At 73.0% G+C, this 12,130-nt stretch carries 13 protein-coding genes; 9 read left to right on the forward strand and 4 right to left on the reverse strand.

Annotated features, from left to right (window positions below; all coding sequences use genetic code 11):
* Positions 1-113: 113 nt before the first annotated feature.
* The gene (gene mshA, locus QWJ13_RS10895; RefSeq protein ID WP_432277495.1) at positions 114-1,481 is read left to right on the forward strand and encodes a D-inositol-3-phosphate glycosyltransferase; all 1,368 of its coding nucleotides are present in this window, start codon (positions 114-116) and stop codon (positions 1,479-1,481) included.
* 58 nt (positions 1,482-1,539) lie between these two features.
* Complete coding sequence (locus QWJ13_RS10900) at positions 1,540-2,055, forward strand: type III secretion system chaperone family protein (RefSeq protein WP_316522945.1); 516 nt, start codon at positions 1,540-1,542, stop codon at positions 2,053-2,055.
* 2 nt (positions 2,056-2,057) lie between these two features.
* Here the strand turns inward: QWJ13_RS10900 and QWJ13_RS10905 are convergent, their stop codons facing one another.
* On the reverse strand, positions 2,058-3,344 hold the full coding sequence (locus QWJ13_RS10905; RefSeq protein WP_316522947.1) for an MDR family MFS transporter: 1,287 nt from the start codon (positions 3,342-3,344) through the stop codon (positions 2,058-2,060).
* Positions 3,345-3,493: 149 nt separating this feature from the next.
* Here QWJ13_RS10905 and QWJ13_RS10910 point away from each other — a divergent pair, with 149 nt between their 5' ends.
* Together QWJ13_RS10910 and QWJ13_RS10915 are read left to right on the forward strand one after the other, a co-directional pair.
* Positions 3,494-4,252, forward strand: a complete 759-nt coding sequence (locus QWJ13_RS10910) for a phosphoglyceromutase (RefSeq protein ID WP_316522948.1) — start codon at positions 3,494-3,496, stop codon at positions 4,250-4,252.
* 266 nt (positions 4,253-4,518) lie between these two features.
* Positions 4,519-5,115, forward strand: coding sequence for a lytic polysaccharide monooxygenase (locus tag QWJ13_RS10915; protein WP_316522950.1), 597 nt, complete (start codon positions 4,519-4,521; stop codon positions 5,113-5,115).
* Between the two features lie 89 nt (positions 5,116-5,204).
* Here the strand turns inward: QWJ13_RS10915 and QWJ13_RS10920 are convergent, their stop codons facing one another.
* Together QWJ13_RS10920 and phoU are read right to left on the reverse strand one after the other, a co-directional pair.
* Entirely contained in the window at positions 5,205-5,384 is a 180-nt protein-coding gene (locus tag QWJ13_RS10920) for a hypothetical protein (RefSeq protein ID WP_316522953.1), read from the reverse strand.
* Positions 5,385-5,552: 168 nt separating this feature from the next.
* The gene (gene phoU / locus QWJ13_RS10925; protein ID WP_316522955.1) at positions 5,553-6,242 is read right to left on the reverse strand and encodes a phosphate signaling complex protein PhoU; all 690 of its coding nucleotides are present in this window, start codon (positions 6,240-6,242) and stop codon (positions 5,553-5,555) included.
* 306 nt (positions 6,243-6,548) lie between these two features.
* Here phoU and QWJ13_RS10930 point away from each other — a divergent pair, with 306 nt between their 5' ends.
* Together QWJ13_RS10930 and phoP are read left to right on the forward strand one after the other, a co-directional pair.
* Complete coding sequence (locus QWJ13_RS10930) at positions 6,549-7,991, forward strand: sensor histidine kinase (protein ID WP_316522957.1); 1,443 nt, start codon at positions 6,549-6,551, stop codon at positions 7,989-7,991.
* Positions 7,992-7,993: 2 nt separating this feature from the next.
* A complete protein-coding gene (gene phoP, locus QWJ13_RS10935; protein ID WP_031069385.1) occupies positions 7,994-8,689 on the forward strand; it encodes a two-component system response regulator PhoP in 696 nt (231 codons plus the stop codon).
* 135 nt (positions 8,690-8,824) lie between these two features.
* Here the strand turns inward: phoP and QWJ13_RS10940 are convergent, their stop codons facing one another.
* Positions 8,825-9,502 carry a DUF461 domain-containing protein gene (locus tag QWJ13_RS10940; protein ID WP_316522963.1) on the reverse strand — a complete coding sequence of 226 codons (678 nt, stop codon included), beginning with the start codon at positions 9,500-9,502 and terminating at the stop codon, positions 8,825-8,827.
* Between the two features lie 450 nt (positions 9,503-9,952).
* Here QWJ13_RS10940 and QWJ13_RS10945 point away from each other — a divergent pair, with 450 nt between their 5' ends.
* The 3 genes from QWJ13_RS10945 (at position 9,953) to ispF (ending at position 12,016) form a co-directional block, all read left to right on the forward strand.
* Complete coding sequence (locus QWJ13_RS10945) at positions 9,953-10,435, forward strand: CarD family transcriptional regulator (protein ID WP_014136563.1); 483 nt, start codon at positions 9,953-9,955, stop codon at positions 10,433-10,435.
* Between the two features lie 368 nt (positions 10,436-10,803).
* Entirely contained in the window at positions 10,804-11,526 is a 723-nt protein-coding gene (ispD, locus tag QWJ13_RS10950; RefSeq protein ID WP_432277479.1) for a 2-C-methyl-D-erythritol 4-phosphate cytidylyltransferase, read from the forward strand.
* Positions 11,516-12,016, forward strand: a complete 501-nt coding sequence (gene ispF / locus QWJ13_RS10955; protein ID WP_316522981.1) for a 2-C-methyl-D-erythritol 2,4-cyclodiphosphate synthase — start codon at positions 11,516-11,518, stop codon at positions 12,014-12,016. The genes ispD and ispF overlap by 11 nt, the downstream gene beginning before the upstream one ends.
* Positions 12,017-12,130 lie beyond the last annotated feature (114 nt).

Raw genomic sequence — 12,130 nt, forward strand, 5'->3', positions numbered from 1 at the left:
GTGCGGTTGGCACACTGGTGGTGATGTGTGCCCGGACGGGGCAGCGCACACCGGACAGCGGGCGGCCTGGCGGGCGCCCGGACGGGCCGCACAGAGGAGGCTTCAGCCAGGTGATCCAGCACCCCGTCCGTTCGGTACGCCGTGCCCAGCCCACCGCACCCGCACGCGGTCGGCTCCAGTCGCTGGTGCCCGGCCGCCGCCGTCCGCGCCGGATAGCCATGCTGAGCGTGCACACCTCGCCGCTGCACCAGCCCGGCACCGGGGACGCCGGGGGGATGAACGTCTACATCGTCGAGCTGGCCAAGCGCCTGGCCGAGCTGAACATCGAGGTCGAGGTGTTCACCCGGTCGATCTCCTCGGACGACGCGCCGACGGTCGAGCTGGCCCCGGGCGTGCTGGTCCGCCACGTCACCGCCGGGCCGTACGAGGGCCTGGTCAAGGAGGACCTGCCGGCCCAGCTGTGCGCCTTCACCCACGGAGTGCTGCGCACCGAGGCGGGCCACCGCCCCGGCCACTACGACCTGGTCCACTCCCACTACTGGCTCTCCGGGCAGGTCGGCTGGCTGGCCGCGCAGCGCTGGGGCGTGCCGCTGGTGCACACCATGCACACCATGGCGAAGGTCAAGAACGCCGCGCTGGCCGAGGGCGACACGCCCGAGCCCCCGGCCCGGGTGATCGGGGAGACCCAGGTGGTGGAGGCGGCCGACCGGCTGATCGCCAACACCACCGAGGAGGCCGCCGAGCTGGCCCTGCACTACGCCGCCCGGCCGGACCAGCTGGCCGTCGTCCACCCCGGGGTCAACCTGGACGTCTTCCGCCCGGACGGCTCGCAGGCGTCCGCCGCCGCGCGGGCCCGGCTGGGCCTGCCGCAGGACGCCGCGGTGCTGCTGTTCGCGGGCCGGATCCAGCCGCTGAAGGCCCCGGACGTGCTGCTGCGGGCGGTCGCCGCGCTGCTCGACCGCCGCCCGGAGCTGCGCGAGCGCCTGGTCGTGCCGGTGGTCGGCGGGCCGTCCGGCACCGGGCTGGCCCGGCCGGAGAGCCTGCACAAGCTCGCCGCCCAGCTGGGCATCTGCGACGTGGTGCGGTTCCACCCGCCGGTCGGCCAGCCGCAGCTCGCCGACTGGTACCGGGCGGCGACGGCGCTGGTGATGCCCTCGTACAGCGAGTCCTTCGGGCTGGTCGCGCTGGAGGCGCAGGCCTGCGGCACCCCGGTGGTGGCGGCCGCGGTCGGCGGCCTGCCGGTCGCGGTGCGGGACGGCGAGACGGGCAGCCTGGTGAAGGGCCACGATCCGGTGGAGTGGTCGTACGCCCTGGAGCCGTACGTCACCGACCCGGCCATGGCGGCCCGGCGCGGCGAGGCGGCGGCCCGGCACGCGGCCTGCTTCGGCTGGGACACCGCCGCGGCGCGCACCGCCGAGGTGTACGCGGGCAGCATGGCGCCGGTCGGCCGGTTCGCCGTGGCCCGGCAGCGGCTGGCCTGAGAGACGTCGGGCGGAGTGAGGCTGCGCCCGACCGGTACCGACGAGTAACGTCACCCCCATGGCAATCCGCACCAAGGACGAGGCCCTGACCCTCCTGCGCGCCGCCCTGGACGACGCCGGGGTGGCCTGGGAGCCGGCCGCCACCGACCCGTACACGCTGGTGGCGGCCCTGCCGGGCACCCGGAAGCTGAGCACCGCCTGCGCCCTGCGGGTCGGCGACCACACCCTGTCGGTGAACGCCTTCGTGATCCGCCGCCCGGACGAGAACCACGAGGCCGTCTACCGCTGGCTGCTGGAGCGCAACACCCGGCTGTACGGCGTCGGGTACGCGATCGACGCGCTCGGCGACGTCTACCTGGCCGGCCGGCTGCCGCTGGAGGCCCTCACCGCGGAGGTCGTGGACCGGCTGCTCGGGACGGTGCTGGAGAACGCGGACGAGCCGTTCGACACCCTGCTGGAGCTGGGCTTCGCCACCGCGATCCGGCGCGAGTGGGAGTGGCGGACCAAGCGCGGGGAGTCCACCCGCAACCTGGCCGCCTTCGCCCATCTGGCGGCGCCCGCCGACACCGACTGACGTCAGGCGCCCGCCGGGGCCTTCCCGGTCTCGACCTCCGCGATGGGTGTCGTCGCCACCGCCACCGCCACGTCCTCCCCGGCCCGGCCGCCGGTCGGGTTGCCCAGCAGCAGGTAGCCCGCCGCGGCGACGGTGCCGCAGACCCCGCACGCCACCCACAGCACCCCGCCGCCGGCCCGCTCCAGCAGCACCCCGCCCGCGGCCGGGCCGAGGAAGGAGGCGAGCGACCAGGAGAGCGAGTAGACGCCCTGGTAGCGCCCCCGCGCGTGGGTCGGCGACAGCTCGGCGATCAGCCCCATCAGGGTCGGCGTGTAGAGGATCTCCCCGATCGTCCAGACCGCCACCGTGAAGGCGTAGAACCAGGCGGACGACCCGGCCAGGGCCGCCAGCCCGAACCCCCAGCCGATGAACAGCGCGGCCGCCGTCAGCATCGCCGAACGGCTGCGCCGCTCCACCCACCGGGTGAGCGGGATCTGGAGCAGCACGATCAGCAGCCCGTTCAGGCCGATCACCAGGCCGTACTCGGTGGACGTGATGCCCTTGAGGCCCATGTCCACCGCGAGGGTGGTCGACCCCTGCTGCATCACCAGGGCGAGCAGCAGGGTGAGGCCGACCACGGCCATGAAGCGGCTGTCGCGGAACACGGTGCCGATGCCGACCGCCGGTTCGTCGGCCTTCACGGCCGGGGCGTCGGGCTTGGTCTCCGGGATCCTGATGAAGATCACCACCGCGCAGAGCGCCGTGGTGACCGCGTCCAGCAGGAACAGCGTGAGGTAGCCGTGGGTGGCGATCAGCCCGGCGAGCGCCGAGGAGAGGCCGAAGCCCAGGTTGATCGCCCAGAAGTTCAGCGAGTAGGCGCGGACCCGGTCGGCGGCCGGGACGATGTCCGCGATGATCGCCGAGACGGCCGGCCGGGAGGCGTTGTTGCAGAAGCCGACCAGGAAGGCCACCGCGGCGATCGCCACCTGGCCGTCCATGAAGCCGAGCACGGCGGTGGACAGCGCGGTGCCGAGCTGGGCGGCGAGCAGGGTCGGGCGGCGCCCGATCCGGTCGGTCAGCACCCCGGCGACGATCGAGGAGAGCGCCGCGCCGAGGCCGAACAGGGCGGCGACCAGTCCCGCGTAGCCGGCCGAGTATCCTCGGCTGCTGGTGAGGTAGAGCGCCAGGAAAGTGACGACGAAGGCGCCGAGCCGGTTGACCAGGGTCGAGAACCAGAGCCACCAGAACCGGCGCGGCAGCCCGCCCGCCGTCTCCTGGATCATCCTTCGGAACCGGGCGGTGACGGGCATGTGGGGGCTCCCGGGGGCAGGCGTCCGCTGAGCGGTGAGGCAGGCCCGGTCAGCCGACGCATGTAAGTGTCAGATGCGCGGGTCACACATTACACACGGGCCGAAGGTCCCCACCAGGCGTTTTCCGGCCCCCCACTAAGCTGGGGGCCATGGCTGACACGACGTACCGACTCATCCTGCTCCGCCACGGCGAGAGCCAGTGGAACCAGAAGAACCTGTTCACCGGTTGGGTCGATGTCGACCTCAACGAGAAGGGCGAGAAGGAGGCCGCCCGCGGTGGCGAGCTCCTGGCCGCCGAGGGCCTGCTCCCCGACGTGCTGCACACCTCGCTGCTGCGCCGCGCCATCCGCACCTCGCAGATCGCCCTGGACAAGGCCGACCGGCACTGGATCCCGGTGAGCCGCAGCTGGCGCCTGAACGAGCGCCACTACGGCGCGCTCCAGGGCAAGGACAAGGCCCAGACCCTGGCCGAGTTCGGCGAGGAGCAGTTCCAGCTGTGGCGCCGCTCGTACGACACCCCGCCGCCGGTGCTGGCCGACGACGCCGAGTACTCGCAGGCCGGTGACGCCCGCTACGCCGAGATCCCGAGCGAGCTGCGTCCGCGCACCGAGTGCCTGAAGGACGTCGTCGAGCGGATGCTCCCGTACTGGTACGACGCCATCGTCCCGGACCTCGCCGCCGGCAAGACCGTCCTGGTCACCGCCCACGGCAACAGCCTGCGCGCGCTGGTCAAGCACCTCGACGGCATCTCCGACGAGGCCATCGCCGGCCTGAACATCCCGACCGGCATCCCGCTGGTGTACGAGCTGGACGCCGACTTCAAGCCCGTCACCGCGGGCGGCCGCTACCTCGACCCGGACGCCGCCGCCGCGGCCATCGAGGCGGTCAAGAACCAGGGCAAGAAGTAAGCCGACCGCGACACGGCCCCGCCGCCCGGCACGACCGGGTGCGGGGCCTTCGTCTTTCGGTCAGTTCGGGGCCAATCCGCATGCCCGGCACGGGAGTTGGGCAGCTGAGAAAGTGGTTCAGACCATTGACGGGCCCAGGGGTGGCTCCTACCGTGAGGGCACCGGACCGGCGCAGGCATGCCAGGAGCTCCCCGTCCGGGCCGCCGCACCCCACGCGCGCGTCTGCGCCCCGGCGCACACTCCATCCACCCCCACGGAGGAGCACCATGCGCACCCGCCACATCGTCGGGGCGGCCGTCGCCGCGCTGGCGATCCCGCTGACCCTCGCCGTCCCGGCCTCGTCGCACGGCTGGATCTCGACCCCGCCCAGCCGGGCCGCACTCTGCGACACCCACGTGCAGGGAGTCCCCTGGGACTGCGGCGACATCCAGTGGGAGCCGCAGAGCGTCGAGGGCCCCAAGGGCTTCCCGGCCCTCGGCCCCTCGGACGGCACCATCTGCGCGGGCGGCAACGCCCGCTTCGCCGAGCTGGACGATCCGCACGGCGGAGCCTGGCCGACCACGCCGGTGACGGCCGGCCGGCAGCTCACCTTCACCTGGACGTTCACCGCCCGGCACGCGACCACCGACTTCCGGTACTACATGACCAAGCCGGGCTACGACGCCGGTCAGCCGGTCACCCGGTCCAACCTGGACCTGACGCCCTTCCTCACCGTCCCGTACGGCGGGGTGCAGGTGCCGAGCACGCTCAGCCACACCGCGACCATCCCGAGCGGGCGCACCGGCCACCAGGTGGTCGTCGCGGTCTGGACGATCGCCGACACCGGGAACGCCTTCTACTCCTGCACCGACGTGCAGTTCTGACGGACGCGGGCGGGCCAGGACCGCGAACGAGGTGCACGGCCGCCGGAATGCCGTGCACCTCACGCGCGAACTCCCGGGCGTCGGGCCGCTCAGTGGCCGCCGCAGCAGCCGCCGTCCGCGCCGCCGCACTGGCAGGGCGCGCCGGACTGGCAGCCGCAGCCGCAGCCCGGGCCGCAGCCGCAGCCGGCCGCGAGGACGGGAAGCAGCTTCGGAGCGAGTGGCTCGACGGTGTCGTGGGCGGTTGCCGGTCGGGTCGGGTTGGCCTTCATCGAGCTCCCCTTCTGGTGACGGGCACGCTCCGGTGCCCCACCGTCGAGTGAAACCGCCGAACGGAGGGAGCGTCAACGGGCGCGCAGTGGTGGGGCGCACGGCCCCCCGTGCGCCCGCACCACCCCCCGTCACGGGTTTACTCACCCTCCGGGGTCAGCCCGGCCCGGTCAGTCGACCGGCGCGGCCTCGGCGGCCTCGGTGGCGGCCACGAACTCGGCCACGTGCTCGCCGGTCACCAGGTACACCACGCGCTTGGCGACCGACACCGCGTGGTCCGCGAACCGCTCGTAGTACCGGCCGACCAGGGTGATGTCGACGGCGGTCTCGATGCCGTGGTGCCAGCGCTCGTCGATCAGGTGCGACAGCAGCTCGCGGTGCAGCGAGTCGATCGCGTCGTCGTCCTGCTCCATCTCCAGCGCCTTGTCGACGTCCTTGGTGGCGATGACCAGGCCGGCCTTGGCGACCAGGCGCTGGGCGAGCTGGCCCATCTCCAGGACGGTGGAGTGCAGGTCGCGGGGCACGGCGGTGTCGGGGTAGCGCATCCGCGCGACCTTGGCGACGTGCCGGGCGAGGTCGCCGCAGCGCTCCAGGTCGGCGCTCATCCGCAGCGAGGTGACCACGATGCGCAGGTCGGTGGCGACCGGCTGCTGGCGGGCCAGCAGGTCGATGGCCCGGTTCTCCAGCTCGTGGTGCAGCTCGTTGATCTTCTCGTCCGCGGCGATCACGCTTTCCGCCAGCGCCAGGTCCGCGTCGAGGAGGGCGGTGGTGGCGCGGCCCAGGGCAGAGCCGACCAGCCGGGCCATCTCGACCAGGCTGTCGCCGATCGCATCGAGTTCCTCGTGGTACGCGTCGCGCATGTTCTCTCCTCAGTAGCTGTGTCGGTGGCGGTGCCGACCGGTCAGCCCGTCCGACCGTGATTTCGTCGTACGGGCGACCGCTGCTGGTGGCGCGCATCGTACGCGCACACCCGAGCCGGTGGCCGCTGTTCGGCGCACCGATCTCTCCCACACGGGCTGCCTGGCCAACTTTCCGCCGTCAGGGCGACGCCGCACGGCCACCACGGTGAATCAGCGGCCACCTGAAGGTGAATTCTCGGCAACGCGTGGTCGATGCCTTGATCCAGAGCCTGGGGACTGCCCTCACCGTGCGCTTACGCTGGCCACATGGACGTGAACGTGGCCGCCGCCGCTGCCTGCGCCATAGCCGGGCTCGGCGTCGGCCTCACCGCTTCCGTCGCCTTCCGTTGGAGCGAGCGCGAGCAGGCCAAGGGCAGGTACAGCGGGACCGGCGGCAGGAACCTGGGCCGGCACCAGTCATTGGGCACCGGCGGCACCGAGCCGCCGCTGCCGCCGGGGGTCGACACCGTACTCTCCGTGCTGCGCTCCTGCGCGATCGTGCTGGGCGAGGGCGACGAGGTGGTCAAGGCCAGCTCGGCGGCGTACGCGATGGGCCTGGTGCGCGGTGGCGCCGTCGCCGTGGACCAGATGCTCTCGCTGGCCCGCTCCACCCGCCGGGACGGCGAGATCCGCCAGGTCGAGCTGGAGGTGCCCCGACCGGGCGCGGCCCGCGCGGCGGAGCCGCTCGCGGTCTCCGTCCGGGTGGCCCCGCTGGGCTCCCGGCTGGTGCTGGTGCTGGTCGAGGACCAGACCGAGCGCCGGCGGGTGGAGGCCGTCCGCCGGGACTTCGTCGCCAACGTCAGCCATGAGCTGAAGACCCCGGTCGGCGCCCTGTCGCTGCTCTCCGAGGCGGTCGCCGACGCGTCCGACGACCCGGAGGCGGTGCAGCGCTTCGCCGGCCGGATGCAGGTCGAGGCACACCGGCTGGCCAGCCTCGTCCAGGAGATCATCGACCTCTCCCGGGTCCAGGACGACCGGCTGATGGTCGACCCGGAGCCGGTCGCGGTGGACGAGCTGATCGCCGAGGCGATCGACCGCTGCCGCCAGCAGGCCGCCGCCAAGCAGATCCTGATCGCGGCGGGCGGCATCGCCGGCCTCTACCTGCACGGCAACCGCGGCCAGCTCGCCGCGGCGCTCGGCAACCTGGTCGAGAACGCCGTCAACTACAGCCCGCCCCGCACCCGGGTGGCCATCGCCACCCGCCGGATCTCCAGCGCCGCGGCGCTCGGGGAGGCGGACGGCGAGCTCATCGAGATCTCGGTCACCGACCAGGGCATCGGCATCTCCGAGAAGGACCGCGAGCGGGTCTTCGAGCGGTTCTACCGCGTCGACCCCGCCCGCTCCCGGGCGACCGGCGGCACCGGCCTGGGCCTGTCCATCGTCAAGCACGTCGCGGCCTCGCACGGCGGCACCGTCTCGGTGTGGAGCGTCGAGGGCCAGGGTTCGACCTTCACCATCCGCCTGCCCGCCGGGCAGGCGCCCCGCGAGGACGAGCCCGACGACGCGTTCGACGACGAACCGGACCACGAACCGGACCACGAACCGGACCACGAGTCGTACGGCGAGCGCGGCGGCGACCCCGCCGGCCCGGCCGCCGCACCCCGAACCCTCACCCCGGACCGCACGGACCGTACGGGCCGCCCGCTCCCCACCGGGGGGCGGAAACAACACCTGTCCCACACAACCCCTCAGCTTGCCCCGGAGGCCTGATCGTGACCCGAGTACTGGTGGTCGAGGACGAGGAGTCGTTCAGCGACGCCCTCTCGTACATGCTCCGCAAGGAGGGCTTCGAGGTGGCCGTCGCCGCCACCGGCCCCGACGCCCTGGAGCAGTTCGAACGCAACGGCGCGGACCTCGTCCTGCTCGACCTGATGCTGCCGGGCCTGCCCGGCACCGAGGTCTGCCGCCAGCTCCGGGTGCGCTCCAACGTCCCGGTGATCATGGTGACCGCGAAGGACAGCGAGATCGACAAGGTCGTCGGCCTGGAGATAGGCGCTGACGACTACGTCACCAAGCCGTACTCCACCCGCGAGCTGGTCGCCCGGATCCGCGCGGTGCTGCGCCGCCGCGGCGAGGACGGCGGCGCGGGCGACAACGGCGGCGGCCCGGGCGCCCTGGAGGCGGGCCCGGTCCGGATGGACGTGGACCGCCACGTGGTGACCGTGGACGGCGCCAAGGTCGACCTGCCGCTCAAGGAGTTCGACCTGCTGGAGATGCTGCTGCGCAACGCCGGCCGGGTGCTCACCCGGATGCAGCTGATCGACCGGGTCTGGGGCGCGGACTACGTCGGCGACACCAAGACCCTGGACGTCCACGTGAAGCGCCTGCGGGCCAAGATCGAGCCGGACCCGGGCGCCCCGCGCTACCTGGTCACCGTCCGCGGCCTGGGCTACAAGTTCGAGCCGTAAAGAGCGGTAAAGAGCCCTGGGGAGCCCTGGGGAGCCTTGAAGGGCCACAGCGGGCCGTAACCGCCCGGCGGCCACCCCGAGCACGCGAAGGCCCCCTCCGGACAGCCGGAGGGGGCCTTCGCGTCGCTTACGGCGTCAGTGCGCGGCCGGGACGGCCGGAGCCGTGGTGCCGGCCGGGGCGACGGCGCCACCGGTGGCCGGGGTGGCCGGGGTGGCACCGGTGGCCGGGGTGGCCGGGGTGGCCGCACCGGGGGTGGCGGTCTTGGCGGGGGTGGCGGTCGGCGACGGGGTCGGCCCGAAGCCCTTGTACAGGCCGTTGCCGTGCTCGCCCGAGTCCGGGCTGACGCCGGCCTGGGCCTCGACCTTCTGGCCGTCCTTGAAGGTGAAGACGGTCGGGGCGAAGCCGCCGACGTGGACGCTCGCGGAGGCGACGGTCGCGGACGGGTTGCCCTCGCCGCCGATCGCCACCGCGCCGCCGGCCGGGACGACGATGCCGGAGAGCGGGGCGCCGGCCGGGTCCGCGAAGGTGGCCGCGGCGCCGTTGACGGAGACGGACTGGAGCTCGGCCGGGGCGTCTCCGGAGTTCGCGATGTTGACGACCACGTTGGCGGCACCGGTGTGCTCGCCCGCGGTGCCCACCCCGGTGACGACCACGATGTTGTTCAGTCGGAGGTGCGTACCGATGGTCGCCGCCGCGTTGTCCGGCTTGATCTGGAGCGTGTCCGGCGTGTTGCCGGCGGCGCAGGAGGACAGCGAGGCAATGGCGATGGCGGCGATGGCGGCGATGCTGCCGCGTCGAAGGCTGCGGCTCACGGCGGCGGCTTCTCCTAGGTCACGTGTCGGGTGGTCAGGTCTCAGATTATCGACCTCGCTTATGCGCTCCTCACGGGGTGGTCCCCGTGTCGCACTCCCGGGGGCCTCCGGGGGCCGTCCGGCCGTATGTTCGGGGCCGACCGATGACACCGGTCGGCATGTCCGGGTCACGCGACGGACAAGGTTCGACCAAGATCGAATAACGATTCGGCCGCGACCCGGAAAGGGGTGAAAGCTCAAGATCCAATCATGGTTGCGGGGGTGTTGCGCAAGGGTTTCGCCGAACCCCGGAACCGCCTCCGACCTGCGGGAAGCCCCTCTCGAACATCGGTCGCAGCACGTCATGGGGGTCCTTGTCAAGCCCCGAGACCGGCCCTGACCTGCGAAAACGCCCTTCGGGTGTGCGAAGAAGCGTGTTAAGCTGGAAAGCCACGGAAGGGGTCCTGTCACATGACGTTCAAGGTTGGCGACACGGTGGTCTACCCCCATCACGGGGCCGCGCTGATCGAGGCCATCGAAACTCGCCAGATCAAAGGTGTGGACAAGACCTACCTGGTGCTCAAGGTGCAGCAGGGAGACCTGACGCTCCGCGTGCCCGCCGAGAACGCGGAGTTCGTCGGCGTGCGCGATGTAGTCGGCCAGGAGGGTCTGGACCGGGTCTTCGAGGTGCTGCGCGCACCGTACACGGAAGAGCCGACCAACTGGTCCCGTCGCTACAAGGCGAACCTGGAGAAGCTCGCCTCGGGCGATGTCATCAAGGTTGCCGAGGTCGTCCGCGACCTCTGGCGCCGCGAGCGCGAGCGCGGCCTCTCGGCCGGCGAGAAGCGGATGCTCGCGAAGGCGCGCCAGATCCTCGTCAGCGAGCTCGCGCTGGCGGAGAACACCAACGAGGACAAGGCGGAGACGCTGCTCGACGAGGTCCTCGCCTCGTAGCGCGCGCGACCGCAGTGCCGTAGGGCTTTCGCCCGACGTTCACAGCGCCCGGTGTCGGCGCACCGCTCTTTGGACGAACCGTCCGGGAGTGGTGCAGTGGCACTCCGGGCGCTGAGGCGTGTCCGGACCACGCCCACCGCCCGGGCCCGCCGAGCCCGTTCCCACCGTGCACGACCGTTTCTGCACCCGTTCGCGCGGAGTTTGCGGAGCCGGGTCTTACGGGGCCGTGCCTTGCGGAGTTGTGCGGCGGGCGGTACACCATGGCACTTCGGAAGGGGCCGGGCGCGCCCGCCGGGCACGCCATGGCCATACCCACTTCGCCGAAGGAGTGAAACCTGAACGCGTCAGGAGCAGTCGCAGCAGCAGTGGTGCCCGCCGCCGGACGCGGCGAGCGGCTGGGGCCCGGGGCCCCGAAGGCCCTGCGGGAGCTGGGTGGTGTGCCGCTCCTGGTGCACGCCGTCCGGGCCCTGGCCCGCAGCCGGGCGGTCGGCCTGGTCGTGGTCGCCGCCCCCGCCGACGGGGTGGCCGAGGTGGTCGCCCTGCTGGACAGCCACGGACTGGACGACAAGGACATCCGGGTGGTGGCCGGCGGGTCGACCCGCCAGGAGTCGGTCCGGCTGGGCCTGGCCGCGATCCCGGAGGAAGTCGAGGTCGTGCTGGTGCACGACGCGGCCCGTCCGCTGGTCCCGGTCGAGGTGGTCGACACCGTCGCGGCCGCCGTCCGCTCCGGAGCCCGCGCGGTGGTGCCGGCGGTGCCGCTGGCCGACACCGTGAAGCGGGTCGAGCCGAACCCGGGCGGCCCCGAGCCGGTGCTCGACACGCCCGAGCGCGCCACGCTGCGCGCGGTGCAGACCCCGCAGGGCTTCGACCGCGCCACCCTGGCCGAGGTGCACGCCCGGGCGCTGGCCGAAGAGGACTCGGGCACCGCCGACGCGCCGCCGGTCACCGACGACGCCGGCCTGGTCGAGCGCTACGGCGGCCGGGTCGTCGTGGTGCCCGGTCACGAAGAGGCGTTCAAGGTCACCCGTCCGCTGGACCTCGTGCTCGCCGAGGCCGTACTCGCCCGCCGGAGGGCCGCCGATGCCTACTGAACCGCAGACCCCGCTGATCCCCCGGGTGGGCATCGGCACCGATGTGCACGCCTTCGAGGCCGGCCGCCCGCTCTGGGTGGCCGGGCTGGAGTGGCCGGACGCCGAGGCCGGGCTCTCCGGGCACTCGGACGCCGACGTCGCCGCGCACGCCGCCTGTGACGCGCTGTTCTCGGCCGCCGGGATCGGCGACCTGGGCGCCCACTTCGGCACCGACCGCCCCGAGTGGGCCGGCGCGTCCGGGGTGAAGCTGCTCGGCGAGGCGGCCCGGCTGGTCCGCGAGGCGGGCTTCGAGATCGGCAACGTCGCCGTCCAGGTGATCGGGGTCCGGCCGAAGATCGGCAAGCGGCGGGCCGAGGCGCAGGCCGCGCTGTCCGAGGCGGCCGGCGCCCCGGTGTCGGTCTCCGGCACCACCACCGACGGGCTGGGCCTGACCGGCCGGGCCGAGGGCCTGGCCGCGATCGCCACCGCGCTGGTGTACGAGCGGCGTTGAGCCCTCACGGGTGAGCGGGCGGCGGCGACCCGCTGCTGATGGGTGTTCACCGGTGTTCCCGGGGGCCCGAATCGTTATGGTGCGGTTCGGGCCCGTACGGGTTTCCGCTCGGGC

This window comes from Kitasatospora brasiliensis (genome assembly GCF_032654805.1).
Classification (GTDB): Bacteria; Actinomycetota; Actinomycetes; order Streptomycetales; family Streptomycetaceae; genus Kitasatospora; species Kitasatospora brasiliensis.

What these genes read in the sequence shown, in the direction of transcription:
- QWJ13_RS10900 (WP_316522945.1), top strand. Translation starts at nt 1,540, where the DNA reads ATGGCAATCCGCACCAAGGACGAGGCCCTGACCCTCCTGCGCGCCGCC.
- QWJ13_RS10905 (WP_316522947.1), bottom strand. Translation starts at nt 3,344, where the DNA reads ATGCCCGTCACCGCCCGGTTCCGAAGGATGATCCAGGAGACGGCGGGC.
- QWJ13_RS10910 (WP_316522948.1), top strand. Translation starts at nt 3,494, where the DNA reads ATGGCTGACACGACGTACCGACTCATCCTGCTCCGCCACGGCGAGAGC.
- QWJ13_RS10915 (WP_316522950.1), top strand. Translation starts at nt 4,519, where the DNA reads ATGCGCACCCGCCACATCGTCGGGGCGGCCGTCGCCGCGCTGGCGATC.
- QWJ13_RS10920 (WP_316522953.1), bottom strand. Translation starts at nt 5,384, where the DNA reads ATGAAGGCCAACCCGACCCGACCGGCAACCGCCCACGACACCGTCGAG.
- phoU (WP_316522955.1), bottom strand. Translation starts at nt 6,242, where the DNA reads ATGCGCGACGCGTACCACGAGGAACTCGATGCGATCGGCGACAGCCTG.
- QWJ13_RS10930 (WP_316522957.1), top strand. Translation starts at nt 6,549, where the DNA reads ATGGACGTGAACGTGGCCGCCGCCGCTGCCTGCGCCATAGCCGGGCTC.
- QWJ13_RS10945 (WP_014136563.1), top strand. Translation starts at nt 9,953, where the DNA reads ATGACGTTCAAGGTTGGCGACACGGTGGTCTACCCCCATCACGGGGCC.
- ispF (WP_316522981.1), top strand. Translation starts at nt 11,516, where the DNA reads ATGCCTACTGAACCGCAGACCCCGCTGATCCCCCGGGTGGGCATCGGC.